Source organism: Natronomonas sp. EA1, assembly GCF_051195035.1.
In the GTDB taxonomy this organism is placed as follows: domain Archaea; phylum Halobacteriota; class Halobacteria; order Halobacteriales; family Haloarculaceae; genus JBNTJV01.
Genome location: NZ_JBNTJV010000004.1, coordinates 35494 through 59909 on the forward strand (window position 1 = coordinate 35494; position 24416 = coordinate 59909).

The window sequence follows — 24416 nt, forward strand, 5'->3', positions numbered from 1 at the left end:
AGCGGGAAAAACGTTGGCTGCGGTCAGCGCGGGTCAGGCGCGGACGTACCCCTCGTCCGTCTGCTCGACGAGGCCGAACAGGGCGGCCCAGCCCAGCAGACGGGTCACGCGCTCCGACCAGACGGCGCCGGGGTCGTCGTACCGCGACTGCTCCCACTCGGGAATCGCCTGTTTGAACGACTCGAACGCCGCGGCTTCACTCACTGGTCCCTCTCGCTCGACGATGGCGAGGAGCGTGTCGGCACCGTACACTCCCTCGAGGAACGCCTCGGCCAAATCGGGGTCCGTGCGGGTGCGGTGGTACCCCCGGTCGCCGACGGCGACGAGTCCCAGCCCGCGCATGAACGTCAGCCACTCCTTCGCCGTGTCCTGTGCGGGCACGTCGGCGTCACGCATCAGCCGGGCACAGCAGGACTCCTCGTCGTTCGGGACGAGGGGGACCCCCTTCCGCGCCTCCTCCAGTCGCGAGAGGCTGTCGGGGACGGGCGGGAGGACCTTGACCTTCACAGCCCGAAGGACTCCTCTAAGAGGGCCTCGTTCGGCTCGCCGAAGACGTGGGTGTCCCCGCCCACGACGTCGACGGTGACCTGTGCGGGGGCGAACACCTCCGGCGGCACTTCATAAAAGTCCCAGTCGGCGTCGTCGAAGATCTCGGCGAAGGTGGTGCCGTACTCCTCCGTCGCGATGGAGACGATCTCGTCGAAGCGGTCGAACTCGCTGTCGACGGTCATGTGGACCCGGCCCCCGTAGGCGAGCGCGTCGTTCGTCCGGGCCACGGCGGTCTCGTAGTCGCCGGCGACGGGCGCGACGGGCGCGGTGGCCTGCACCGTGAGCACGTCGAGCGGGTCGTACCCCAGTTCGGAGAGCCGGAACACCGCCAGCTCGCCCGCACGGGCCGCGAGCGCGACGCTCCCCGTGACGGAGTTCGTGGCGAACGAGGGGAGGAAGACGGCCGATTCGTCCACGCCCGTCATCTCCGCGACCTGCTCGGCCACTTTTCCAGTCGGGAGGTGGTCGGACTCCACGGCGAGGACGGCGAAATCGAAGTCGTCAGAGAAGCCGGTGCGGTGGAACTCCTCCTCCTCGGCGACGAGCGCGCGGGCCGGCCCCGACCCGAGCCCCTCGTAGTTCCCGGCGGAGACCTCCCAGCCGGCCTTCTGCGAGCAGAGTAGCGCCAGCGCGGGGTGGTCGGTGTGCAAGTCGACGGAGGGGATGGGTGCGCCTGCCACCTCGTCCGAGCGGGTGGAGACGGTCGAGAGCCCGCCCGTCTGGATCTCCGTGAGCAGCAGGCCGGCCTCGATGCCGCCGATGGCCTCGATGCCGAAGTCGAGGACTGTCGCCCCGTTGTCGAGTTCGTAGACATCGATCGCGAGTTCGTCGGCGAAGTCGATGGCCTCGTCGGCGAGTTCGATGGCCATCCGATTGAGACTCTCCATACGAGCGCTTGTGCGGTCTGGCTGAAAGGGTTTACCGACTGCGCGCCTCGCGGCCGAGTTCGCGCTCCACCGCCTCCACTTTCTCCGCGGCACGCTGGTCGCGGGTGCGCTTGTCGTCGATCTTCAGGAACGTCGAGACGCGGTCGCCGTCGACGGCCTTGTGCGCCGCCGAGACGGCCGCGAGCAGGGTGTCGATGTCGTCCGCCTCGATGACGGTCCCCATCGGGTTCGTCTCGTAATCCACGGGGTGGTCGTCGAGTGCGGCGACCGCTTTCGCCACTTCCGATGCCATCGACCCCTCGATGACCGGGGCCACCGAGAGGAGTGCGATCACTGCCATACGCGGTGTTCACGACCCAGCATCATAACGCTACAGTCACCCCCGTCGCGCCCGCCTCCGTACCCGCCCCGCACGCGTGACCACGCGGGCGAAGAACTAGTCTACTACTCAGCACGAACACCGTCGCCCGCAGTCCCTCCCGCGTGACGGCTCCCACCCCGGCCGACGCCCCTCAGCGCTACCTCTCTCCCGCGAGCCGGCGGGTGTGCGCCGACCGTGCCACGGGTGCCGGGGTTTATATCCGTACGCCGTCCCCTAATACAGATAATCACTGATAGCAATGTCTGAACGTCCGCTCCTCGATCTCCTCGACGAGCCGTTCTTCCTCCTGGACGAAAGCGACACGCTCAGCGAGTGGAACGAGGCGCTGCCCACCGTAACCGGGTACACCGCGGAGGCGCTCGCCGGCTCCCCCCCGTCGTCGGTCCTCGACGCCGAAGACTCGACGCTCTCCGCCGCGATCGCGACGGCACTCGACACCGGTGAGTCCCGCCTGGAGACCGGGCTCCGCACGGCCACCGGGGCGTCGCTCCCCTACGAGGTCACCTTCCGCCGCGTCGAGGGGGCGGCGGGTGCGGTCGCGGGCATCTGTCGCGACCGGAGCGAGCAACTCCAGTACCGACGACAGCTCGCGAACCGCGAGCGGGTCCTCTCGGAGATGTACGACATCATCGCGGACCGGAACATGGGGTTCGACGAGCAGGTCGAAGCCCTGTTGCGGCTCGGCCGCGAGGAACTCGATGTTGCCTACGGGACGCTCTCGCGTATCGAGGGCGAGAACTACCACTTCGAGGTGGTGGATGCCGTCGACGACACCATCCAGGCCGGCGATACCGCGCCCGTGTCGGCGACGAACTGCGAAATCGCGGCGAGCACCGAACGGACGCTCGTCCTCGGCGACATCGAACGCGACGCCCCCGACCAGACCCACCGGGCGGGCTACACGGAGTGGGGTATCGCCTGTTACATCGGCGCACCCGTCTTCGTCCGCGGCGAGGTGTACGGCACCTTCTGTTTCTACGATACGACCCCCCGAAACGGCCAGTTCTCCGCGTGGGAGGTCACCCTCGTCGACCTGATGAGTCGCTGGGTCGGCTCCGAACTCGACCGCCAGCAGGACACCGAACAGCTCCGCCGGCAGAACGACCGGCTCGAGGGGTTCGCCAGCATCGTGAGCCACGACCTCCGGAACCCCCTCAACGCACTGGAGGGCTGGCTGGAGCTGGCCGAAGAGACGGGCGACCCCGAGCACTTCGAGCGGGCCGAGCGCGCCATCGACCGCATGCGCGTACTCATCGACGATCTCCTCACGCTCGCCCGGGCCGGCGAGGCCATCGACGACCTTGCCCCGGTGGCCCTGGCCGCGGTCGCGGAGGCCGCCTGGGCGACCGTCCCGACCGAGGACGCCACCATCCGCCTCGAGACGACCCGGACCGTCGAGGCCGACGACCCCCGGCTCCAGCAGCTCTTCGAGAACCTGTTTCGGAACTCGACGGACCACGGCGGCGACACCGTGACCGTCACCGTCGGCGATCTCGAAGACGGGTTCTTCGTCGCGGACGACGGCCCCGGCATCCCCGAGGACGCGAGAGAACAGGTGTTCGAGGACGGCTACACCACGGCGGCTGACGGGACCGGTATCGGCCTCGCTATCGTGCGGAGCATCGCCGAGGCTCACGGCTGGGATGTGCGACTCACGGCGAGCGAGGCGGGCGGCGCCCGGTTCGAGTTCACGTGGTAGTCGGGCTGGACGGGACGTACACGAGCTAACGAACGAGAATTCGTCGCGCCAGCGACGGGGATGATCGTGAGTGAACACCGTGAACGAACGAGCGTACGTGAGAGCGAAGCTCTCACGGGGATTTGAACCGATGTGAGACTCGCATACGCTCGTCTCACAGGCTTCAAATCCCAGCGTATCGCATGCACTGAAATCCGGGAACGAGCAAGCGACACGCTAAAGCGGTCGCTTGCGGTGTGGATTTCAGAGAAGTGCGCTGGCTGGGATTTGAACCCAGATTGTGACCATGGCAAGGTCACGTGATACCATTACACTACCAGCGCGCGTCTGCATTCGTTCCGACGACGGGGATAATTAAAAGGGTTGCGAATCGCCCGCAGTCTGTGGGTTGTCGGCGTGTCGGACCCCGCATTCCGGACGGAATCCCGTATGCGTGTGAATCCGCCACAGAGACGCGTCTAAAGCGCTATCCTTTTAGGATGGGGTCCGGTACAATCGGCACAGTCTAGTGAGCGGACGTGGAAGCGTCACGGCATGACCCGTAGCGTACTCGTTCCGTCATCGCTCACTCGGGAGGCCGAGGACAAACGCGAGGCAACTCGCAAACTCGGCTACGTCGCCCGTGCGGCGACGATCTTCCGGGTGGACCGACTCATCGTCTACCCCGACGACGCGGGTGACGATGGCCGGTACGGTGACGGGTTCGTTGATACGGTGTTGTCGTATGCCGCCACCCCTCCCCAGCTCCGAAAGGAGTTGTGGGACAGGCGCCCCGAACTGGAGTACGTCGGTGTATTGCCGCCGCTCCGTGTGCGCTCGCAGACCGGCTCCGAATCGGACGGTTCGGGGTCGTTAAGACAGGGAATCGTGACCGAGGTCGGATCTGACGGACGCGTTCGGGTCAATTGCGGACTGCAACACCCGGTCTCGCTCGTGGTGCCTCCCGGAATGGAGGTCCACGAGGGGGAACGCGTACCCATCAGGGTCTCTTCGCGCAGACCGCTCCGCGCCCGCATCACCGACGACCCCCTTCCGGGGTATCAGGTGGAGCGTGCGGAGCTTACCACCGCGCTCGCCCGTGACGACGCCGGCGTTCGAATCGCCGCGTCCCGTCACGGGGAGCCACTCTCGGTGTCGCGGCTCGACCAGCTGGTCGAGCGTTTCGCCGACACCGGCGGCATGACCGTCGTCTTCGGGGCCCCCGAACGGGGACTCCCGGAGATACTCGACGTCGAGCCGGGCGAGGAGACGCTCCGTGACGACTCTGAACCGGATGGGGCCCGGTTCGACCTCTGGCTGAATACGGTTCCGAACCAAGGCAGCGAGGTGGTGCGAACGGAAGAAGCGCTGTTCGCCACCCTCGCGAGCCTCACCCTGGAGTAAACAATGCCACAACCAAGCAGACCACGCAAAGGCTCGATGGGCTTCGGCCCGCGCGGTCGTGCAGCGAGCGAGGTACCCCGGTTCGGGTCCTGGCCCGCTGACGACGGCCAGCCGCGCCTACAGGGTTTCGCCGGCTACAAAGCCGGTATGTCCCACGTCGTTCTCATCAACGACGAACCCAACTCCCCCCGTGAAGGGATGGAGGAGACGGTGCCGGTGACGGTCGTCGAGACCCCCCCGATGCGCGCCGCCGCCCTGCGAGTCTACGAAGATACGCCGTACGGCAAGCGACCGCTGACCGAAGTCTGGAGCGAGGACCTCCACGAGGACCTCGGCCGGACCCTGTCGCTGCCCGAGGAGCACAGCACGGATGCAAGCGAGATCCACGAGGCACTGGAGGCCGGCGACATCGCCGACGTCCGCGTCATCACGCACACGGTGCCCAGCGGTCTCAAGAGCATCCCGAAGAAGAAGCCCGACGTCATGGAGACGCGCGTCGGCGGTGGCTCCGTCGAGGACCGCGTCGAGTTCGGTCTCGACCTCCTCGAGGAGCCCGACCACTCGGCCTCGGACGTGTTCCGAGCCGGTGAGTACGCCGACGTCGCAGGCGTCACCACGGGTAAAGGTACCCAGGGCCCCGTCAAGCGATGGGGCGTCCAGAAGCGGAAAGGCAAGCACGCCCGTCAGGGCTGGCGCCGCCGCATCGGGAACCTCGGTCCGTGGAACCCCTCGCGTGTGCGGTCGACGGTCCCCCAGCAGGGGCAGACCGGCTACCACCAGCGCACCGAGCTGAACAAGCGCGTCATCGCGCTGGGTGACGAGGCGGTCACCCCCGACGGTGGCTTCGTCAACTACGGCGAGGTCTCCGGCGACTACGTCCTGTTCAAGGGGTCGCTTCCGGGGCCGGACAAGCGCCTGCTGCGCTTCCGTCCGGCCATCCGGCCGAAGGACCAGCCGCGCCTCGACCCCGAGGTGCGCTACGTCTCCACCGCATCGAATCAGGGATAATCCATGAAGGCAACAGTACGTGACCTGAACGGCGACGACGCAGGCGAGGTCGAGCTGCCGGCGGTCTTCGAGACCGCGTTCCGGCCCGACCTCATCCAGCGTGCAGTGCGCGCCGCGCAGGCCAACCGACGTCAGGATTACGGTACCGACGAGTACGCGGGCCTTCGGACCCCGGCGGAGTCGTTCGGCAGCGGTCGTGGGATGGCCCACGTCCCGCGGCAGAACGGTGTCGGCGCACGCGTCCCCCAGACCGTTGGGGGCCGCGTCGCCCACCCGCCGAAGGCCGAGAAGGACCGCGGGCTCGAGATCAACAAGAAGGAGCGCAAGCTCGCCGTCCGCTCGGCCATCGCGGCCACGACGGACGTCGACCTCGTGCGCGAGCGCGGCCACCGCTTCGGTGAGGACGTCGAACTCCCGCTCGTCGTGAGCGACGAGTTCGAGGACCTCGTGAAGACGAAGGAGGTCGTCGCGCTGCTCGAGGCCCTCGATCTGTACGGGGATATCGAGCGCGCCGAGGAGGGCAAGAAAGTGCGTGCCGGACGCGGGACGACCCGTGGCCGCAAGTACAAGCAGCCCACGTCCATCCTCTTCGTGACGAGCGAGGAGCCGTCGAAGGCCGCCCGCAACCTCGCGGGCGTCACCGTCGCGACGGCCGGCTCGGTCGGCGCGGAGGACCTCGCGCCCGGTGCCCACGGTGGTCGTCTGACCATCTGGACCGAGAGCGCCCTCGAGGAGGTGGCCGACCGATGACCGGTCTCATCCACCACCCCCTCGTCACTGAGAAGGCCATGAACAAGATGGACTTCGACAACAAACTCGAGTTCATCGTCGACCTCGACGCGTCGAAGCCCGAGGTCAAGGAGGCCATCCAGACCCAGTTCGACGTAACCGTGACCAAAGTGAACACGCAGGTGACCCCACAGGGCAAGAAGAAGGCGACAGTGACCCTGTCCGCCGACGACGAGGCCCAGGAGGTCGCCTCCCGGATCGGGGTGTTCTGAAGATGGGACGCCGCATCCAGGGCCAGCGACGTGGCCGCGGTGGCTCCACCTTCCGCGCCCCCTCGCACCGCTACAAGGCCAACCTCTCGCACCGCAAGGTCGAGGACGCCGATGTCGTCACCGGTACGGTCGTCGACATCGAGCACGACCCCGCCCGCTCGGCGCCGCTCGCCGCCATCGAGTTCGACGACGGCGACCAGCGGCTCGTGCTCGCTCCCGAGGGTATCACCGTCGGGGACGAGATTCAGGTCGGTGTCTCCGCGGAGATCGCGCCGGGCAACACGCTCCCGCTCGCGGAGATCCCGGAAGGGGTTCCGGTCTGCAACGTCGAACGCCAGCCCGGTGACGGTGGCAAGTTCGCCCGCTCGACGGGTGTCAACGCCACCATCCTCACCCACGACCGCAAGGCGGCTGTCGTCCAGCTGCCGAGCGGTGAGATCCGCCGCCTCTCGCCCGACTGCCGCGCCACTATCGGCGTGGTCGCGGGCGGTGGCCGGACGGAGAAGCCGTTCGTCAAGGCCGGCAACAAGCACCACAAGATGAAAGCGCGCGGCACCAAGTGGCCGAACGTTCGTGGCGTGGCGATGAACGCCGTCGACCACCCGTTCGGCGGTGGTGGCCGCCAGCACCCCGGGAAGCCGAAGTCGGTCTCCCGGAACGCCCCGCCGGGCCGGAAGGTCGGTGACATCGCGTCGAAGCGAACCGGTCGCGGTGGCAAAGGAGGTCGCAAATGAGCATGGATTACCAGACTGGCCGTGAGGGTGAGTTCACCTACCGCGGTCACACGCTCGACGAGCTGCAGGACATGGAGCTTGACGAGGTCGCGGAACTGCTCCCCGCACGACAGCGGCGAAGTATCACGCGTGGCCTCTCGGTCGAGAAGCAGAAACTGCTCGAGAAGGCCGAGGGCAAGACGCCCGAGGAGACGGCCAACAACCCGATCCGGACGCACCTGCGCGACATGCCGGTGCTCCCGTCGTTCGTTGGTCTCACCTTCGCGGTCTACAACGGGCAGAGCTTCGAGCGCACCGAGATCGAACCCGAGATGATCGGGCACTATCTCGGCGAGTTCCAGCTCACCCGGAAATCGGTCGAACACGGACAGGCCGGTATCGGGGCGACGCGCTCCTCGAAGTTCGTGCCGCTCAAGTAACATGGGAATCAGCTACAGCGTTGACGCGGACCCGGACACGACGGCGAAAGCCATGCTTCGGGAGCGTCACATGAGTCACAAGCACAGCAAGGAGATCGCTCGTGCCATCAAGGGCATGACGGCTGGCGACGCCATCGAGTACCTCGAGGCCGTCGTCAACGAGGAGCGGTCGGTCCCGTTCAAGTCGCACAACTCCGGTGTCGGTCACCGGAACGACATCGACGGCTGGGACGCGGGTCGCTACCCCAACAAGGCCTCGAAGGCGTTCATCGAGCTCATCGAGAACGCCGTCTCCAACGCCGACCACCAGGGCTTCGACGGCGAGCGTATGTCCATCATGCACGTCGCCGCCCACAAGGTCGGTGAGTCGCCGGGTCGCAAGCCCCGAGCGTTCGGTCGCGCCACCGCGTGGAACACCCCGCAGGTGGACGTCGAACTCATCTTAGAGGAGGTGGCCGAATAATGGCGGACGAACACGAGTTCATCGAGAACGGTCTGCAGCGGACGCAGATCGACGAGTTCTTCGCCACGGAGCTGTCCCGTGCGGGCTACGGCGGCATGGACGTCGCCAAGACCCCGATGGGCACGCAGATCGTCCTCAAGGCCGAGAAGCCGGGGATGGTCATCGGGAAAGGCGGGAAGAACATCCGGAAGATCACCCGCCAGCTCGAGGAGAAGTTCAACCTCGAGGACCCGCAGATCGACGTGCAGGAGGTCGACGAACCCGACCTCAACGCACAGATCGTCGCTGACCGACTGGCCAACGCCCTCGAACGGGGTTGGTACTTCCGCAAGGCGGGCCACACGACCATCGACCGGATCATGGACTCCGGCGCGCTGGGTGCCGAGATCGTCCTCTCCGGGAAGGTGACGGGCGCCCGCTCGCGCGTGGAGAAGTTCAACCGCGGCTACATCAAGCACAACGGTGAGCCCGCGGAGACCATCGTCGACTCCGGCGTTGGCACCGCGGTCATGAAGCTCGGCACCATCGGCGTGCAGGTGAAGATCATCCCGCCGAACGCGGAGCTTCCGGACGACTTCCGTATCGAGGAGGACGCCGACATCTCCGACCTCATTGTCGAGGAGCCGGAGGACGAGGTCGAGGACCTGCTCGAAGCGGAGCCCGAGGACGCCGAGGCGGACGCCGAGGCCGAGGAGGTCTCCGAGGAGTCGCTCGCGGCCGAAGCCGACGACGAGGAGTTCGTCGTCGAGGGTGACGTCGACGCCGAGGAGGAGCTCGACGAGCTCGAAGAGGAGCTCGACGAGGAGTTCGAGGAGCTCGACGAGGAGACGGCCGACGAGGCCGAGGAACTCCTCGACGAGATGGACGCTGACGACGAGGAGGTGGAGGAATAATGGCCATTCTTCACGTCGAGGAGATCCGCGACATGACCCCCGCCGAGCGGGCGTCCGAGCTCGAGGAACTCGAAACGGAACTGCTGAACACCCGCGCCGTGCAGGCGGCGGGTGGTGCCCCGGACAACCCCGGGCGAACCAAGGAGCTTCGCCGGACCATCGCGCGGATCAAGACGATCCAGAGCGTGGAAGGCGACTTCGACAACGAGGAATAATGAATCCGGAAACCCTGCCGCGCGCGGAACTCGCTGGCCTCCACGTGGAGGTCGTCGAGTCGCCGAACGCCGACCTCGTCGGTGTAGCTGGGCGTGTCGTCGACGAGACGACCAACACCCTGCTCGTCGCGGCCGGGTCCGGAACGACAATGGTGCCGAAGTCGGCAGCGACGTTCCGCTTCCACGTCGACGACACTCGCGTCGTCGTCGAGGGCTGGCGGCTCGTCGCGCGACCGGCTCGACGCACCGAACAGACAGGAGATACCATATGGCGCTAGGACTGAACGTCTCGGAACCGGAGGAGACCTGCTCCGACCCCAACTGCCCGTTCCACGGCACGCTGAGTGTCCGCGGGCAGACGGTCGAGGGCCGCGTCGCCTCCACCGACATGGACAAAACCGTCGTCGTCGAGCGCGAATACGACGTCAAGGTGCCCAAATACGACCGGTACATGAAACGCCGCTCTCGTATTCCGGCACACCACCCCGAGTGCATCGCACTCGAGGTCGGCGACACGGTACGCATCGCAGAGACACGACCGCTCTCGAAAACGAAGAGCCACGTCGTTGTCGAAAGAATTTCGACAGCCCGTCAGACGCAGTCTGACGACGTCGTCGAGGAAACCGCAGGAGGTGACGAGTGATGGAGGCGATCAACGCCGATGTCACTCAGGGCCTCGAGAAGGGCTCGCTCATCCGGTGTGCGGACAACACCGGTGCCCGCGAGCTGAAGGTCATCTCCGTGTCCGGCTACTCGGGCACGAAGAACCGCCACCCCAAGGCGGGGCTCGGTGACAAGGTCACCGTCTCCGTCACGAAGGGGACCCCCGAGATGCGCCGCCAGGTGCTCGAAGCCGTCATCATCCGGCAGCGGAAGCCGATCCGCCGCCCGGACGGGACGCGCGTCAAATTCGAGGACAACGCGGCCGTCATCGTGGACGAGAACGAGGACCCGCGCGGGACGGAGCTGAAAGGCCCCATCGCGCGTGAGGTCGCCGAGCGGTTCGGCAGCATCGCCAGCACGGCGACCATCATCGTCTAACCATGACACGACAGCCACGCAAACAACGCAACCGACAGAACCGGGCTGCCCTGCACGAGAAGCAGAAGCAGGTCCGTGCCCACCTCTCGGAGGACCTCCGTGAGGAGTACGGCCAGCGCAGCGTCCGCGTGAACGAAGGTGACACCGTCGAGGTACAGCGCGGTGACTACGCCGGCGAGACCGGCGAGGTCGCCAAGGTGGACCTCCGGAAGGCCGTCGTTCACGTCGAGGGTGTGACGCTCGAGAAGGCCGACGGGGAGGAGGTTCCCCGCCCGCTCGACGCGTCGAACCTGCTCGTGACGAAGCTGGACCTCTCTGACGACGTTCGGCAGGCACGCCTGGAGGAGGATAACGAATGACGCGACACCAGAAGCGACTCTCAGTACCGAAGTCGTGGCCGGTCGAGCGCAAGGAGGAGACCTTCACGGTCAAAGCAGGTGCGGGCCCCCACGGTGAAGCCGGGGTTCCCCTGCTCGTCCTCCTGCGCGACGTACTCGGCTACGTCGACTCGAAGAAGGAAGCCCGCTACGCGCTCGGACAGGACTCCGTGCTCGTGAACGGGAAGCCCGTCTCCGACGAGCGGGTTCCCATCGGGATGTTCGACATCCTGGCGTTCACCGAGCGTGAGGAGTACTACCGGGTGTTCCCCGACGAGGGCGGTCGCCTCGCGATCTCGCCCATCGACGCCGACGCCGCCGACTCCAAGCTCGGCAAGGTCGTCGGCAAGACGCAGGTCTCCGGCGGCCAGACGCAGCTCACGCTGCACGACGGCCACACCCTGCTCGTCGAGGACGCGGCCCAGTACAGCCCCAACGACTCCATCGTCGTCGACAACGACGACCAGTCCATCGTCGCCCACTTCCCGTACGAGGAGGGCGCACTCGTGACGGCCGTCGCCGGTGCGCACGCCGGTGTCATCGGCACGATCGACGAGATCGTCGTCACGCCGGGCTCCTCGAAGAACAACGTCATCGTCTCACAGGAGGACGGCGAGGGCTTCGAGACCGTCGAGGACTACGTCGTCGTCATCGACGAGAACTTCACGGGTGAGGACTCCGGTACGGAGTCCGATTCCACGTCGGACGTGTCCGACGGTGGTGATGCGGATGAGTGAAGCGGCCGAGTTCCACGAGATGCGTGAGCCGGTCGTCGAGAAGGTCGTCGTCCACATGGGCGTCGGCGAAGGCGGTCGCGAGCTCGCGAACGCCGAGGAGATCTTAGAGGAGGTCACGGGCCAGACGTCCGTCCGCACGGTCGCGGAGCGGACCGTCCCCGAGTTCAACATCCGCGAGGGTGACCCGATCGGCGCGAAGGTCACGCTCCGCGGCGAGGCCGCCGAGGAGTTCCTCGGGACGGCCCTCCCGCTCACGACGCTCAACGAGAAGCAGTTCGACCAGACCGGTAACTTCAGCTTCGGCGTCGCCGAGCACACGGAGTTCCCGAGTCAGGAGTACGACCCGAACGTCGGCATCTACGGGCTTGACGTCACCGTCAACCTCGTCCGCCCGGGCTACCGTGTCCGCAAGCGCGACAAGGCGTCCCGTCAGATCCCGTCGAACCACCGTCTCACGCCCGAGGACGCCATCGCGTACCTCGTGGCGAACTACGATGTGGAGGTAAACGATGAGTGACGAAACCGGTGAGCAGGTCGCGAAACGAACCGGCCAGCTCCACGACTGCCAGCGCTGCGGGCGCGAACAGGGTCTCGTGAGCAAGTACGACATCTGGCTGTGCCGCCAGTGCTTCCGCGAGATCGCCCGCAGCATGGGCTTCAAAAAGTACAGCTAACCATGGTGGACAACGACCCATTGGCCAGCGCACTCTCCGGCGTCGACAACGCCGAGGGCGTCGGCCATCTCACGCAGACGATAGAGCCCGCCTCGAACATCATCGGCTCCGTCCTCGAGGTCTTCTACGACCGCGGGTACATCGACGGCTTCCAGTTCGTCGACGACGGGAAAGCCGGCCGCTTCGAGGTCGAACTGAAAGGAGCGATCAACCGCTGTGGTGCCGTGAAGCCCCGCTACTCAGTCGGGGCCGACGAGTACGAGAAGTGGGAGAAACGATTCCTCCCCGCCCGTGACTACGGGACGCTCGTCGTGACGACCAGTCAGGGCATCATGAGCCACTACGAGGCCCGCGAGGCGGGCATCGGTGGCCAGGTGATCGCGTACGTCTACTGACCATGCGAGAAGAAATCCACATTCCGGACGAGGTCACGGCGTCGATGGACCACCTCGATGTCACCATCGAGGGGGACAACGGCAGCGTGACCCGGAAGCTCTGGTACCCTGACGTCTCGGTGTCCGTCGAGGACGACGTCGTCGTCGTGGAATCCGACGAGGAGGACGCGAAGACGAACTCCACCGTCGGCACGTTCGCGAGCCATATCGAGAACATGGTTCACGGCGTCACGACCGGTTGGGAGTACCAGATGAAGGTGGTCTACTCTCACTTCCCGATGCAGGTGAAAGTCGAGGGCGACGAAGTCGTCATCTCGAACTTCCTCGGGGAGCGACACCCGCGTCGCGCGGAGATCCGCGGCGACACCGAGGTGCAGGTGGACGGTGAGGAGCTGACCCTCTCCGGCCCCAGCATCGAGGACGTCGGGCAGACCGCCGCTTCCATCGAACAGCTCACACGCGTGAAGGACAAGGACACCCGCGTCTTCCAGGACGGGGTGTACATCACCCAGAAGCCGAGCCGAGGTGAGGCCTGATGAGTGACGAACCCACAGAACTCGAAGAGATCGGCGGTGTCGGCCCGGCGAAGGCCGATGCGCTCCGCGAGGCGGGGTTCGAGACGGTCGAGGACGTGAAAGCGGCCTCGCAGTCCGAACTCGCCGACGTGGAGGGCATCGGGAACGCCCTGGCCGCTCGCATCAAGGCGGACGTCGGTGGCCTCGAGGTCGCCGAAGAGACCGAGGCCGAGGTCGAAGACGAGGGCGAGGCGCCCGAGGAGGAGACCGAGGACGTCGAGACGGAACTGCGCCCCCGCGGGCACGCGGACAAGAAGCCGGAGCTCTCCGACGAGGAGGCGCGCCTGCTCAAGCGCCGTGCTGCCGAGGGGAAACCGCAGTTCAACCGCCAGGACTACCACAAGAAGAAGCGGACGCCCACCTCGTGGCGGCGTCCCCGTGGCGGCCTGTCGAAACAGCGCCGCGGCATCAAGGGCAAGGGGCCGAAGGTCCACTCCGGCTACCGGACCCCGAAGGCCATCCGCGGCCGTCACCCGTCCGGCTTCGAGGAGGTCCGCGTGGAGAACGTGGACGACCTCGAGGGCGTCGACGGTGACACCCAGGCGGTCCGCATCGGCTCCACCGTCGGTGCTCGCAAGCGCGAGCGCATCGAGGAGGAGGCCGAGGACCGCGACATCCGTGTGCTGAACCCCACGTACGTGGAGGTGGAAGTCAATGAGTGACCTCAAGAACCAGAAACAGCTCGCTGCGAAGGTTCTCGACGTCGGGAAGAACCGCGTCTGGCTCGACCCCGAGCGCTCGGGCGACATCGCCGACGCCATCACCCGCGAGGACGTTCGCGAACTCATCGACGAGGGTGCGATCCGAGCGAAGGGCACGCAGGGCAACTCGCGTGGCCGCGCTCGCGAACGCGCCAAGAAGCGCTCGTACGGCCACCAGAAGGGACAGGGGTCCCGGAAGGGGAAGGCCGGCGGACGGCAGAATCGTAAGGCCGACTGGCAGAGTCGGATTCGTGCGCAGCGGCGCACGCTGAAGGAACACCGCGACGAGGGGGACCTCGACCGCAGTCAGTATCGCGAACTGTACGCGATGGCTTCGGGCGGAGAGTTCGACTCCGTCGCAGACCTCGAACGATACATCGACAACAACTACTAATCATGGCAACCGGACCACGCTACAAAGTGCCAATGCGGCGTCGCCGCGAGGCCCGGACCAATTACCACCAGAGGTTGCGCCTGCTGAAATCCGGGAAGCCCCGGCTGGTCGCTCGCAAGAGCAACCAGCACACCAGGGCGCAGCTGATCGTCACCAGTCCGAACGGTGACGAGACGGTGGCGAGTGCAAGCTCCGCGGATCTCGCGGAGTTCGGCTGGGAAGCGCCCACCGGGAATCTCCCGGCGGCGTATCTCACCGGCCTGCTCGCTGGCAAGCGCGCCATCGAGGCTGGCCTCGACGAGGCCGTCCTCGACATCGGGCTGAACAAGGCAACCCCTGGGAGTAAAGTGTTCGCAGTACAGGAAGGCGCGATCGACGCTGGGCTCGACGTCCCGCACAACGACGACGTCTTCGCGGAGTGGGACCGCACGCGCGGTGGCCACATCGCGGAGTACGCGGAGTCGCTGGACGACGACCTCTACAGCGGCGAGTTCGACGCCACGGAACTTCCCGCGCACTTCGATGACGTGCGTGAGAATCTGATGGAGAACAATGAGTAACAACGGATGGGAGCCGCGTACGCGGCTCGGACGCAAGGTCGCCGAGGGTGAGATCACTGACATGCGTCAGGCGCTCAACTCGGGTCTCCCGCTGAAGGAGACGGAGATCGTCGACCAGCTGCTGCCGAACCTCGACGACGAGGTGCTGGACATCAACATGGTCCAGCGCATGACGGACTCCGGCCGCCGGGTGAAGTTCCGGTGTGTCGTCGCGGTGGGTAACCGTGACGGCTTCGTCGGCTACGCCGAGGGTCGCGACGACCAGGTCGGTGGCGCGATCCAGAAGGCGATCGGCATCGCGAAGCTGAACATCATCGACGTCTCGCGCGGCTGCGGGTCGTGGGAGTGTGGCTGTGGGCGTCCCCACACCGTCGCGCTCCGGACGACCGGCAAGGCCGGCTCCGTCGAGGTCGAACTCCAGCCCGCCCCGCGTGGGCTCGGGCTCGCGGGCGGGGAGACCGTCCGCAACGTGCTCGACCTCGCCGGTATCGAAGACATCTGGACGCGTTCCTCCGGGAACACGCGCACGACGGTCAACTTCGCGAAGGCGACGTTCAACGCCCTTCGTGCGACCGCCGAGGCCCGTGTCCCGCAGCGCACCCGCGAGAAGCGCGAGGTGATCGAGTGATGGAAGCGCTCGTTCAGCTCCGCGGTGAGGTCGACCAGTCGCAGGGCGTGCGTGACACGCTCGCCATGCTCAACCTCCACAAGGTGAACCACTGCGTGTTCGTCCCCGAGGAGGACACCTACCGTGGCATGATCACGAAGGTGAACGACTGGGTCGCCCACGGTGAGCCGTCCGTCGAGACGGTCGAGCTGCTCCTCTCGAAGCGTGCCGAGCCCGCCGAGGGCTCCGCGGACGTGGACGACGAGTGGGTCGCCGAGCACACGGACTACGACGACATCGCGTCGCTCGCACAGGCGCTCGTGGACGAGGAGACGACCCTGCGCGCACAGGGCCTCTCGCCGACGCTCCGTCTCCACCCGCCGCGCAGCGGGCACGACGGCATCAAGCACCCCCAGAAGGAGGGTGGCTCGCTCGGTAAGCAGGACACCGAGTCCATCGACAAGCTCCTGCGGAAGATGCGATAACAATGACGAGCAAGAAACGACGGCAGCGTGGCTCTCGCACGCACGGCGGCGGTTCCCACAAGAAGCGCCGCGGCGCCGGCCACCGTGGCGGGCGCGGGCGTGCTGGCCGCGACAAACACGAGAAGGCGCTGTATCCCCCCCGGAAGAAGTACGGCTTCAGCCGACCCCAGAAGACGGACACGGTCGTCGAGACCATCAACGTCCGCGAACTCGACGAGGACGCGGTCGTCCTCGCCGCCGAGGGGCTCGCCGAGGAGTCGGACGGTGTCTACCACATCGACGCCCGTGACGTGGTCGAGGACGGCCACGAAGTGGACGTCGTGAAGGTGCTCGGTGCCGGAAGCGTCCACAACGCGCTCGTCGTCACCGCCGACGACTTCTCCGACGAGGCGGAGACGCAGCTGGAGGCCGCAGGCGGCGAGGCCGTCCTCTCCGACCGGGCCGAAGAAGCTACCACGGACGAGCCTGAAGAGGACGAGTAGCAATGAGTTGGAAGGAGACCGCTGAACCAGTACTCACGCGGATGCCCAACGTGGCCCGACCGACGGGGCACGTCCCGTTCCGCCGGAAGCTCGGCTGGACGGGGGGCGTCCTCGTGCTGTACTTCTTCCTGACGAACGTCTTCCTCTACGGGCTGGGGGCGGGGAGTCAGGACGCCTTCGGAGCGTTCCGGACCATCCTCGCGGGTGGGCAAGGTACCATCCTGCAGCTGGGCATCGGGCCGATCGTCACCGCGTCGATCGTCCTGCAACTGCTCGGCGGGGCTGACCTGCTCGGGCTCGACACGTCGAACCCCCGGGACCAGGTGCTGTATCAGGGGCTCCAGAAGCTGCTGGTCGTCGTGATGGTCGTCTTGACCGGCCTGCCGATGGTGTTCGCGAGCGGTTTCCTGCCCGCCGACCCGCAGGTCGCGCAGTCGCTCGGCATCGGCCTCGTCGGTGTGAAGTGGCTGATGTTCATCCAGATCTTCATCGGCGGTCTCCTCATCCTGTTCATGGACGAGGTCATCTCGAAGTGGGGCGTCGGCTCCGGTATCGGGCTGTTCATCGTCGCCGGGATCTCCCAGAGTCTCATCGGGGGGTTCTTCGGCGTCGGTGGCATCACCGGTCAGGACGGGTTCTTCGCCGCCTGGTACGACATCCTCGTGGGGAACACGCAGGTCCAGCCGCTGACGGCCGAGGGGATCCAGACCCTGCTGCTCGGCGAGGGGCAGATCATCGCCCTCATCACGACGGTGCTCATCTTCGCCGTCGTCGTGTACGCCGAGTCGGTGCGCGTCGAGATTCCGCTGTCGCACGCCCGCGTGAAGGGTGCCCGGGGTCGCTTCCCCGTCAAGCTCATCTACGCGAGCGTCCTGCCGATGATTCTCGTCCGCGCGCTGCAGGCGAACATCCAGTTCCTCGGGCGCATCCTGAACGCGCAGTGGCAGAACATGCCCGCGTGGCTCGGGGTCTACCAGACGGGGCAAGGTGGTGCCCAGCCCGTCGCCGGGCTGTTCTACTACTTCGCGCCCATCTACGCCCCCGCGGACTGGATGTGGTGGGCGGGGACGACCACGGCCGAGCCGTGGCAGATCATGCTCCGCATCGGCGTCGACCTGACGTTCATGGTCGTCGGCGGCGCCGTCTTCGCCATCTTCTGGGTCGAGACCACCGGCATGGGGCCGGAGGCGACCGCCCAGCAGATCCAGAACTCCGGGATGCAGATCCCCGGGTTCCGCAAGTCGCCCGGCGTCATCGAGAAAGTGCTCGAGCGGTACATCCCGCAGGTGACGGTCATCGGCGGCGCGCTCGTCGGCGTGCTCGCCGTTCTCGCCAACATGCTCGGCACCATCGGACAGGTCTCCGGCACGGGCCTCCTGCTGACGGTCTCCATCACGTACAAACTGTACGAGGAGATCGCAGAGGAGCAGCTCATGGAGATGCACCCGATGATGCGCCAGATGTTCGGCGATTGAAACTTCCCCGTTTCAACCGCTAGGCGTTAGTTTTGTCCGCCATCCCAATAATTCGTAGAGATCCCGAGGAGCATCTCGATTCAGTGTGTCCGCCTCGACCGGCTCACAATTGACTTCAGGGGGGTACGTCCCCCTCTCACGGTGAGGAGGGTACCGCCGTCTCGACAAGATCCAGAGCGAGCGACGCCCGGGAAGGGGTCGGTGAGGCTCGGTACCGTCAATTTGCAAACAGAATTTCGAGGCCGTGCTGCACACAGAGGGTGTATTCAGCACGAGCATCCGCGCGAGCGAAGCGAGCGCGGTTCCCGGACGGCGAGGCCGGAGGCCGAGCAGTCCGCCTTTTTCATCGACGTTTTTAGCGTCATCAGAACGCTCCGCGTTCTGATTGCCCGTGGAATCGCTCCGCGATTCCACGACGCCGAGTGGTGCGCCGGAGGCGCACCCGAGGCGAAAAAAGGTCGCGCCGTATATTTTGCACGCCGTTCCTATCAGGTTCGACGAAAGTCGCATTCATCTGCTAACTCCGCTGTCGATACTGATCCTCTGTGGTTGTCCTCACCCGCAAGATTTTGGTATTACGGGACGTATTACCACTCGTGAGTCAGAGCACACGCGTGACGGAGAAGGGGCAGACAACGATCCCGAAGGAACTACGCGAGAAGTACGACCTCGACCCGGGCGACGAGGTCGTCTGGATCGACACGGACGAGGGGATCGTCGTGAAAAAGCGCACGCGCACCGGCGCTCGCGGATTGCTCGTGCCCGAGGACACGTCCGACGAGAAGCGAGCGGAGATCGCCGAAGAGCTGAGTCAACGCCTCCGTGATCGCCGCGACCGAAACTACGAGGAAACCTGACGTGGCGACGTACACGGCCGACGCGGTCGCGCTGCTCGTGTACCTCGTCGATAGCCTGCCGGACGGTGCCGATCAGGTGTTCGCCGAAGCCGAGGCCGGTGAGAGCGTCATCCATGCCCCGAGTACAGCACTAGCCGAAGTGATTTATGCCGTCTCTCGGGACAAAGACGTCAGAGGTGTCCAGCTCGCCGGCTCGCCCGAGGAGTCACGGCAGGCGCCCCTGGCCAACGGACCGGTGTCGGTGGCTCCGGTCGGTGAACGGGAGCTTGCCGAGTACGTTCGGGTGGTCGATGCGTTCAACATCCACGACGGGCTCATCGTGGCCAGTCACAACGCCAACGAGACCGAGGCAGTGATTACCTCGGATAGCGCCATCGAGGACGCTGGCGTCGCCACCATCTGGGAATAACTGGCGTTCGAACAACAGTCCCCGAAGGTCAACAGTGGCACTACGCAGTCGATGGGTCCCCAATGGAGCCCATTTAACTAATGATGCGCCAGATGTTCGGCGGCGGCAACTGACCATCCCTCGCGTTCCTCGTTTTTTCACCCGCGTAGCGGCAGCTAAAACAGGTTCGCGATGGGGGCGGGGACGTAGGGTTCGACGGCCCACGATGCCTTCCGGGCCGCGCCGATGAGGTAGTGATTCGCGCTGGAGCGCAGCGGCTGGCGGTGGCCGTGGATGTCGGCGTTCCCGCTCCGGATGGCGTCGACCACGTCCGTGCCCTCCAGGTCGTCGACGGCAGCGACGCCGTCGATGGTGAGTTCGGTGTACGCGCGGCCGATGAACGCCGCGGAGTGGGCGTCGCTGGCGGCGACGCCGGGGTAGTCGTGCCGCTCGGCGAAGCGCTTCGCGCGGCGGTTGCGATACCCGGTAAAGAGCCAGGAGTTGTACACCTCGATGGCGTCGCAGTCGGTGAGCCGGCGTTTGGCGACGCCGTGGCGGGTCCGCTGGAAGGGGTGGGGGACGACGGCGACTCCTCCGAGGTCACGGACGGTCTCGACGGTCTCTGCGAGCGGCCGATGGGGATCGGGCTGTTCGTCGACCCCGATAGCCAGGAGGTGCCCGGCGGCGGTGGAGACCTCGACGCCCGGGATCCCGAGCAGGCCGTACTCCGGGGCGAGCGCGGCCGCGCGACGCGACTCCTCGATGGTGTCGTGGTCGGTCACGACGATCCCGTCCAGGCCGATCTCGGCGGCCTGTTCGAGGAGGAGTTCGACCGGCTCGTGCCCGTCGTACGACCCCTCGGAGTGGACGTGAGGGTCGATACGTACCGAGACCGAGTCCGTCATTGGCCGGGTGTTCGCGCTCCGTGAGTAAAACCCCTTGGCGTCCGTGCCGGTCGGTGTCGCACTCGGAGGAAGATGACCCCTCTGGCGGCCGGCTGTGGAATGGCGTCGTTCGGGCCGGTTCGCCGCCGTCGGCGGACGGTTCTCCACCTGTCAGCGCACACCTGAAATACTCGGCGTGCCTATCTCTGACATGGTTGCTGCCACTTCCACCTACGACGGGGCGGCCTACTGTGTGGACCGTGCCGTCGACCTCGCCCTGCGCGGTGCGCGCGAGGAGGCCGCACAGGCGGTCGTCGACGCCCACCGTCAGGTCGCGGCCTCGCCGTACCCGCATCTGGTTCGGGACTTCCAGACGTACGGGACGGCGGCCGTGGCGGCGATACGGAGCGGCGAGCTGGAGCGGGCGGTGACGTTCCTCTCGCTGTGTCAGCACGTCATCGACGATATGCGGCGGTTCGAGAGCGACGAGCTCGACATGCCGGTGTAAAAAGGGGTCGGTTTAGTCGGGGCTCAGTAGGCGATCTCCTCGTCGACCGCCTGCATCTGCTCCTGATAGCGGTTGCGGATGGTGACGACGGTGACGTCGGCGGCCTCCGCGGCGGCCTGCTGGGTGAGCTTCGGGCCGACGATCCGCGAGGCCGAGTAGAGCGCCGCGGCGGCGAAGCCGGAGGGTGACTTCCCGGAGTGGAGCCCGCGGCTCGTCGTCTCCTCGATGATGCGCTCGGCTTTCAGCTGGATCTCGTCGCTCACGTCGAGTTCGGAGGCGAGCTGCGGGAGATACTGCTTCGGGTCCACGGGCTCTACCGCGAGTTCGAGCTCCTGGGAGATGTAGCGATACGTGCGGCCGATCTCCCGGCGCTCGACCCGGGAGACCGTGGTGAGGTCGTCGAGGCTCCGGGGGATGTTCTCCTGGCGGCAGGCGGCGTGCAGTGACGCGCTCGCGACGCCCTCGATGGAGCGGCCGCGGATGAGGTCACAGTCGAGCGCCTGCCGGTAGATGACGGAGGCCACCTCCCGGACGGAGCGGGGGACGCCCAGCGCCGAGGCCATGCGGTCGACCTCCGAGAGGGCGAACTGGAGGTTCCGCTCGCCGTTCTCCTGCGTGCGGATGCGCTCCTGCCAGGTCCGCAGGCGACGCATCTGGGAGCGCTTCTCCTGTGAGAGGGTACGCCCGTTGGCGTCGCGGTCCTGCCAGTCGATGTCCGTGGTGAGCCCCTTGTCGTGCATCGCCTGCGTCGTGGGGGCACCGACGCGGGATTTCGACTGCTGTTCGGCGTGGTCGAACGCGCGCCACTCGGGGCCGCGGTCGATGTTGTCCTCGTCGACGATGAGGCCGGTTTCCTCGTCGATGAGCTCGCCGTCTTCGGTCCGAACGAGGTTCTCGGGGTCGATGTCGTCGAGCTCGTCGTCGGTGGTCGATTCGGTTCGTCGGTCGTCGCGGCGGGATAGTCGTGTCATGGTCCGGTCGAGGGGATTGTTGTCGACACGTGACACTCGTGGTTAGTCGCCCGAGGCGGGGGAGGCCTCGGGCATGATGCATCCGAGGGCACGGTGGATGCATCGAACCCTGACTGTCACAACGTCTTCAGTTCGGACTGAAGGGACTCCTTCCGTATATACCATGACGTTTACACACGTATGTGTATGTCGACTGTCAAAACAGGGCTGGCAAAACGAGGGGACGCGTCCTCAGCGGCCGAACAGGCGCTCTCTGAGGCTGCGGTCGCGGGCCTTCTCGGCCAGCAGGACGGAACACTCCACGTCGTCGACGACGTTGAGGACGAGCGAGCCGGTGACCATCCGGCGGAGCAGGCCGCGTTCCGTCGCCCCGACGAGGAGGAGCGTGGCGTCCTCGGCGGCCCGTTCGATGGCCTCCTCGATGTCGCCGTGGCCGACCCGGAGGGTGACGTTCGAGAGGTCCTGGTCGTCGGCCCACGACTCGAGGAACGCCTCGCCGGCGGCCTCGTTCTCCGCGACGTGCAGGAGCGTGATCTCCGAGCCGTACTCCTGCTGGAGCAGTTTCGCCACGGCGGCCGAGAGCTCGGAGTCGGGGCCGCCCGCAGTCGGGACGAGGATGTGGTCGGGGTCGAACCCGCGGTCCTTCAAGACGAGGAAGTCACAGGGGACGTCCTCGACCATCTCGTCGAGACCGGACTCGACGCGGGCGTGGCCCTCCTTCCCCCAGCCCATGACGACGAGGTCGGCGTTGTGCGCGCGCGCCGCGTCGAAGATCTCGCCGAACGCGCGGTGGGAGATGATGGTCTTCGTCTCGACGGGGACGCCGAACGTCTCGGCGTCGCGTTTCGCCGACTCCAGCAGCTGTTTCGAGGTGGAGTCGATGTCGTCGACGTGCTCCGCGGCACCGGCGAGGGCGGTCTGGTCCGGCACCTGCACGATGTGGACGGCCTCGACGGTCCCGCCCTTCTGTTTCGCCACCGCGGAGGCGAGCGTGATGAGGTCCGTCTCGTTCTTCGGGTTCGCGAGCGGCACCATCACCCGGTAGTCACCCCCGTCCGGCTGGACGGTGGCGGCGGCGGTGACGGCCGGCTCCGGCATCTCGGCGGCCCGGCGCAGGACGTACCGGCCGAGCACGCCCTGTTTCGTCGTCCGGTCCCGAGCGTAGAAGAGATACCACACGGCGGCGAAGCCGATGATGCCGCCCGTGAGCAGCAGCACCTCCGGCTCGAAGAAGGCGATGAGGGCGAACGAGACGATCGCGCCCGCGACGGGGACGAAGGGGAAAAGCGGGACACGGTAGTCCGGCTGGTAGTCGTCCGGGTCCGCGACGCGCATCACGACCAGCGCGATGTTGAGCAGGCCGTAGATGACGAGGTGGAGCACGCTGCCGGCGGTCGCGAGCAGCTCGACGCTCCCGAGCGCGATGAAAAGCAGGATGAGCCCGCCCGTGATGGCGATGGAGCGGTAGGGCGTCCCGTACCGCGGGTGGATGTCGTTCAGCTCCTGGCTGACGAGCTCGTCGCGCCCCATCGCGAAGTTGATGCGCGAGGAGGCGAGGATGGAGGCGTTCGCCGAGGAGGCGGTCGCGAGCAGGGCGGCGAACAGCATCACGGCGGCCCCCAGCGGGCCGATGAGCATACGAGCCACGTCCACGACGGCGGTGTCGTTGCCCGCGACGAGTTCGTTCGGCACCGCGGCGAGCACGGCGAGCAGGACGAGCGCGTAGATGACGGTGACGATGAGGACGCTCCCGACGACGGCCCGCGGGAGGTTCCGTCCGGGGTCCTTGATCTCCTCGGCGACGCTCGTGATCTGGACGAACCCGAGATAGGAGACGAAGATGAGTCCCGTGACGGGGAGCAGGGGGGTGATCCCCTTATCCGGCGGGACGAACGGCTGGAGCTTCGAGAGGTCGGCGTTCGCGACCCCGAACGCCGTGAAGACGGCGAGGATGGCGACCAGGAGGATGACGATGACGTTCTGGAGCCGGCCGGTCTCCTTCGCCCCGACGTAGTTCACGCCGATGAACAGCGCCGCCCCCAGGAGGGCGATGAGCTTCGCCCACGGGAGCGCGACGGGGCCGAGCGGGATGGGTGTCAGGGTCATCCCGAAGCTTCCGATGAGGAGCTCCTCGATGTAGCGGCCGAAGCCGAACATGTAGAACGCGCTGGCGAAGGCGAGCCCGAGCCAGTTCGACCAGCCGGCGATGGAGCCGAACAGGGGCCCGAGCGCGTGGTTCACGTAGTAGTACGCGCCGCCCGATTTCGGCATCGCCGTCCCCAACTCGGAGGCGGAGAGGGCGGTGAGCAGCGCGAGCCCGCCGCCGATGACGAACGCGGCGACGGCGAGCGGCCCGGCCTGTTTGACGGCCGCGCCGGGGAGGATGAAGATCCCCGCGCCGATCATCGTCCCGACCCCGATGGTCAGGGCGGCGAGGGGGCCGAGGTCCTTCGCGAGCTCCTCGTCGCTCATTCCGCCCCCTGCTCGTCGGTGGTTACCGGCGGTGTCTCGCCGGGCTCACGTACGGCGAGTCCGGTCGCGACGGTCGGTCGGGGCGGGGGGCCGCGGACCCGTCCGCTCGTGGACGGGCGGTCGAGCCCCATCCGTACCCGTTCGATTGGCTGGCGCTCCGCGTGACGGTTCATACACGCATAGAGCGGGCCACCACCCTT

General features: G+C 66.7%; 36 protein-coding genes and 1 tRNA gene. 29 read left to right on the forward strand and 8 right to left on the reverse strand.

The features are described 5' to 3' along the window. Window positions 1-33: 33 nt before the first annotated feature. Genes ACQUQR_RS13535 through ACQUQR_RS13545 form a run of 3 tightly spaced genes read right to left on the reverse strand, consistent with a single transcriptional unit; the run spans window position 34 to window position 1776 of the window. Window positions 34-507, reverse strand: a complete 474-nt coding sequence (locus ACQUQR_RS13535) for a hypothetical protein (RefSeq protein WP_435197033.1) — start codon at window positions 505-507, stop codon at window positions 34-36. Next, window positions 504-1436 carry a methenyltetrahydromethanopterin cyclohydrolase gene (mch, locus tag ACQUQR_RS13540; protein ID WP_435197034.1) on the reverse strand — a complete coding sequence of 311 codons (933 nt, stop codon included), beginning with the start codon at window positions 1434-1436 and terminating at the stop codon, window positions 504-506. Before mch ends, ACQUQR_RS13535 begins: the two co-directional genes overlap by 4 nt. 31 nt (window positions 1437-1467) lie before the next feature. Next, window positions 1468-1776, reverse strand: coding sequence for an MTH1187 family thiamine-binding protein (locus ACQUQR_RS13545; RefSeq protein ID WP_435197035.1), 309 nt, complete (start codon window positions 1774-1776; stop codon window positions 1468-1470). 280 nt (window positions 1777-2056) lie between these two features. Between ACQUQR_RS13545 and ACQUQR_RS13550 the strand changes: the two genes are divergently transcribed. Next, on the forward strand, window positions 2057-3517 hold the full coding sequence (locus ACQUQR_RS13550) for an ATP-binding protein (protein WP_435197036.1): 1461 nt from the start codon (window positions 2057-2059) through the stop codon (window positions 3515-3517). 252 nt (window positions 3518-3769) lie between these two features. Here ACQUQR_RS13550 and ACQUQR_RS13555 read toward each other — a convergent pair. Continuing rightward, window positions 3770-3840, reverse strand: a tRNA-Gly gene (locus tag ACQUQR_RS13555). Window positions 3841-4051: 211 nt separating this feature from the next. Here ACQUQR_RS13555 and ACQUQR_RS13560 point away from each other — a divergent pair. The 27 genes from ACQUQR_RS13560 (at window position 4052) to ACQUQR_RS13690 (ending at window position 19402) form a co-directional block, all read left to right on the forward strand. Continuing rightward, the gene (locus ACQUQR_RS13560) at window positions 4052-4900 is read left to right on the forward strand and encodes a putative RNA uridine N3 methyltransferase (RefSeq protein WP_435197037.1); all 849 of its coding nucleotides are present in this window, start codon (window positions 4052-4054) and stop codon (window positions 4898-4900) included. Window positions 4901-4903: 3 nt separating this feature from the next. After that, window positions 4904-5908, forward strand: a complete 1005-nt coding sequence (locus ACQUQR_RS13565; RefSeq protein WP_435197038.1) for a 50S ribosomal protein L3 — start codon at window positions 4904-4906, stop codon at window positions 5906-5908. Window positions 5909-5911: 3 nt separating this feature from the next. After that, entirely contained in the window at window positions 5912-6658 is a 747-nt protein-coding gene (gene rpl4p / locus ACQUQR_RS13570; RefSeq protein WP_435197039.1) for a 50S ribosomal protein L4, read from the forward strand. Next, window positions 6655-6909 (forward strand): 50S ribosomal protein L23, encoded by a 255-nt coding sequence (locus ACQUQR_RS13575; protein WP_435197040.1) that lies wholly within the window; start codon window positions 6655-6657, stop codon window positions 6907-6909. Before rpl4p ends, ACQUQR_RS13575 begins: the two co-directional genes overlap by 4 nt. Window positions 6910-6911: 2 nt before the next feature. Next, a complete protein-coding gene (locus ACQUQR_RS13580; RefSeq protein ID WP_435197041.1) occupies window positions 6912-7643 on the forward strand; it encodes a 50S ribosomal protein L2 in 732 nt (243 codons plus the stop codon). Continuing rightward, the gene (locus ACQUQR_RS13585; protein ID WP_435197042.1) at window positions 7640-8062 is read left to right on the forward strand and encodes a 30S ribosomal protein S19; all 423 of its coding nucleotides are present in this window, start codon (window positions 7640-7642) and stop codon (window positions 8060-8062) included. Before ACQUQR_RS13580 ends, ACQUQR_RS13585 begins: the two co-directional genes overlap by 4 nt. 1 nt (window position 8063) lies before the next feature. Beyond that, window positions 8064-8525, forward strand: a complete 462-nt coding sequence (locus ACQUQR_RS13590; protein WP_435197043.1) for a 50S ribosomal protein L22 — start codon at window positions 8064-8066, stop codon at window positions 8523-8525. Then, window positions 8525-9418 carry a 30S ribosomal protein S3 gene (locus ACQUQR_RS13595; protein ID WP_435197044.1) on the forward strand — a complete coding sequence of 298 codons (894 nt, stop codon included), beginning with the start codon at window positions 8525-8527 and terminating at the stop codon, window positions 9416-9418. Before ACQUQR_RS13590 ends, ACQUQR_RS13595 begins: the two co-directional genes overlap by 1 nt. Then, window positions 9418-9633 carry a 50S ribosomal protein L29 gene (gene rpmC / locus ACQUQR_RS13600; protein ID WP_435197045.1) on the forward strand — a complete coding sequence of 72 codons (216 nt, stop codon included), beginning with the start codon at window positions 9418-9420 and terminating at the stop codon, window positions 9631-9633. The genes ACQUQR_RS13595 and rpmC overlap by 1 nt, the downstream gene beginning before the upstream one ends. Continuing rightward, window positions 9633-9911 carry a ribonuclease P protein component 1 gene (locus ACQUQR_RS13605; RefSeq protein ID WP_435197046.1) on the forward strand — a complete coding sequence of 93 codons (279 nt, stop codon included), beginning with the start codon at window positions 9633-9635 and terminating at the stop codon, window positions 9909-9911. Before rpmC ends, ACQUQR_RS13605 begins: the two co-directional genes overlap by 1 nt. Then, window positions 9902-10276: a 30S ribosomal protein S17 gene (locus tag ACQUQR_RS13610; protein ID WP_435197047.1), complete on the forward strand. Its 375-nt coding sequence runs from the start codon at window positions 9902-9904 to the stop codon at window positions 10274-10276. Before ACQUQR_RS13605 ends, ACQUQR_RS13610 begins: the two co-directional genes overlap by 10 nt. Beyond that, on the forward strand, window positions 10276-10674 hold the full coding sequence (locus tag ACQUQR_RS13615) for a 50S ribosomal protein L14 (protein WP_435197048.1): 399 nt from the start codon (window positions 10276-10278) through the stop codon (window positions 10672-10674). The genes ACQUQR_RS13610 and ACQUQR_RS13615 overlap by 1 nt, the downstream gene beginning before the upstream one ends. Window positions 10675-10676: 2 nt before the next feature. Next, the gene (gene rplX, locus ACQUQR_RS13620) at window positions 10677-11033 is read left to right on the forward strand and encodes a 50S ribosomal protein L24 (RefSeq protein ID WP_435197049.1); all 357 of its coding nucleotides are present in this window, start codon (window positions 10677-10679) and stop codon (window positions 11031-11033) included. Continuing rightward, complete coding sequence (locus tag ACQUQR_RS13625; protein WP_435197050.1) at window positions 11030-11788, forward strand: 30S ribosomal protein S4e; 759 nt, start codon at window positions 11030-11032, stop codon at window positions 11786-11788. Before rplX ends, ACQUQR_RS13625 begins: the two co-directional genes overlap by 4 nt. After that, window positions 11781-12305 (forward strand): 50S ribosomal protein L5, encoded by a 525-nt coding sequence (locus ACQUQR_RS13630; RefSeq protein WP_435197051.1) that lies wholly within the window; start codon window positions 11781-11783, stop codon window positions 12303-12305. Before ACQUQR_RS13625 ends, ACQUQR_RS13630 begins: the two co-directional genes overlap by 8 nt. Further along, on the forward strand, window positions 12298-12462 hold the full coding sequence (locus ACQUQR_RS13635) for a 30S ribosomal protein S14 (RefSeq protein WP_435197052.1): 165 nt from the start codon (window positions 12298-12300) through the stop codon (window positions 12460-12462). The genes ACQUQR_RS13630 and ACQUQR_RS13635 overlap by 8 nt, the downstream gene beginning before the upstream one ends. 2 nt (window positions 12463-12464) lie before the next feature. After that, window positions 12465-12857, forward strand: coding sequence for a 30S ribosomal protein S8 (locus ACQUQR_RS13640; RefSeq protein ID WP_435197053.1), 393 nt, complete (start codon window positions 12465-12467; stop codon window positions 12855-12857). 2 nt (window positions 12858-12859) lie between these two features. After that, window positions 12860-13393: a 50S ribosomal protein L6 gene (locus ACQUQR_RS13645; protein WP_435197054.1), complete on the forward strand. Its 534-nt coding sequence runs from the start codon at window positions 12860-12862 to the stop codon at window positions 13391-13393. Further along, window positions 13393-14094, forward strand: a complete 702-nt coding sequence (locus ACQUQR_RS13650; protein WP_435197055.1) for a 50S ribosomal protein L32e — start codon at window positions 13393-13395, stop codon at window positions 14092-14094. The genes ACQUQR_RS13645 and ACQUQR_RS13650 overlap by 1 nt, the downstream gene beginning before the upstream one ends. Then, window positions 14087-14527 (forward strand): 50S ribosomal protein L19e, encoded by a 441-nt coding sequence (locus ACQUQR_RS13655; protein ID WP_435197056.1) that lies wholly within the window; start codon window positions 14087-14089, stop codon window positions 14525-14527. The genes ACQUQR_RS13650 and ACQUQR_RS13655 overlap by 8 nt, the downstream gene beginning before the upstream one ends. A gap of 2 nt (window positions 14528-14529) precedes the next feature. Then, window positions 14530-15087: a 50S ribosomal protein L18 gene (locus ACQUQR_RS13660; RefSeq protein WP_435197057.1), complete on the forward strand. Its 558-nt coding sequence runs from the start codon at window positions 14530-14532 to the stop codon at window positions 15085-15087. Further along, complete coding sequence (locus ACQUQR_RS13665) at window positions 15080-15715, forward strand: 30S ribosomal protein S5 (RefSeq protein ID WP_435197058.1); 636 nt, start codon at window positions 15080-15082, stop codon at window positions 15713-15715. Before ACQUQR_RS13660 ends, ACQUQR_RS13665 begins: the two co-directional genes overlap by 8 nt. Beyond that, window positions 15715-16179, forward strand: coding sequence for a 50S ribosomal protein L30 (locus tag ACQUQR_RS13670; RefSeq protein WP_435197059.1), 465 nt, complete (start codon window positions 15715-15717; stop codon window positions 16177-16179). Before ACQUQR_RS13665 ends, ACQUQR_RS13670 begins: the two co-directional genes overlap by 1 nt. A 2-nt stretch (window positions 16180-16181) precedes the next feature. Further along, window positions 16182-16661: an uL15m family ribosomal protein gene (locus ACQUQR_RS13675; RefSeq protein WP_435197060.1), complete on the forward strand. Its 480-nt coding sequence runs from the start codon at window positions 16182-16184 to the stop codon at window positions 16659-16661. A gap of 2 nt (window positions 16662-16663) precedes the next feature. Continuing rightward, a complete protein-coding gene (secY, locus tag ACQUQR_RS13680) occupies window positions 16664-18136 on the forward strand; it encodes a preprotein translocase subunit SecY (RefSeq protein WP_435197061.1) in 1473 nt (490 codons plus the stop codon). Window positions 18137-18732: 596 nt separating this feature from the next. Beyond that, on the forward strand, window positions 18733-18993 hold the full coding sequence (locus tag ACQUQR_RS13685) for an AbrB/MazE/SpoVT family DNA-binding domain-containing protein (protein ID WP_435197062.1): 261 nt from the start codon (window positions 18733-18735) through the stop codon (window positions 18991-18993). A gap of 1 nt (window position 18994) precedes the next feature. Continuing rightward, window positions 18995-19402, forward strand: a complete 408-nt coding sequence (locus ACQUQR_RS13690; protein ID WP_435197063.1) for a hypothetical protein — start codon at window positions 18995-18997, stop codon at window positions 19400-19402. Between the two features lie 155 nt (window positions 19403-19557). Here ACQUQR_RS13690 and ACQUQR_RS13695 read toward each other — a convergent pair whose 3' ends face one another. Then, complete coding sequence (locus ACQUQR_RS13695) at window positions 19558-20286, reverse strand: CehA/McbA family metallohydrolase (protein ID WP_435197065.1); 729 nt, start codon at window positions 20284-20286, stop codon at window positions 19558-19560. A gap of 190 nt (window positions 20287-20476) precedes the next feature. Here ACQUQR_RS13695 and ACQUQR_RS13700 point away from each other — a divergent pair, with 190 nt between their 5' ends. Then, window positions 20477-20773 carry a hypothetical protein gene (locus ACQUQR_RS13700; RefSeq protein WP_435197066.1) on the forward strand — a complete coding sequence of 99 codons (297 nt, stop codon included), beginning with the start codon at window positions 20477-20479 and terminating at the stop codon, window positions 20771-20773. 23 nt (window positions 20774-20796) lie between these two features. Here ACQUQR_RS13700 and ACQUQR_RS13705 read toward each other — a convergent pair whose 3' ends face one another. The 3 genes from ACQUQR_RS13705 to ACQUQR_RS13715 form a co-directional block, all read right to left on the reverse strand. Beyond that, window positions 20797-21744: a transcription initiation factor IIB gene (locus tag ACQUQR_RS13705; RefSeq protein WP_435197067.1), complete on the reverse strand. Its 948-nt coding sequence runs from the start codon at window positions 21742-21744 to the stop codon at window positions 20797-20799. Window positions 21745-21975: 231 nt separating this feature from the next. Next, window positions 21976-24216 carry an amino acid permease gene (locus tag ACQUQR_RS13710; RefSeq protein WP_435197068.1) on the reverse strand — a complete coding sequence of 747 codons (2241 nt, stop codon included), beginning with the start codon at window positions 24214-24216 and terminating at the stop codon, window positions 21976-21978. Then, window positions 24213-24389, reverse strand: a complete 177-nt coding sequence (locus ACQUQR_RS13715) for a hypothetical protein (RefSeq protein ID WP_435197069.1) — start codon at window positions 24387-24389, stop codon at window positions 24213-24215. The genes ACQUQR_RS13710 and ACQUQR_RS13715 overlap by 4 nt, the downstream gene beginning before the upstream one ends. Window positions 24390-24416: the final 27 nt, after the last annotated feature.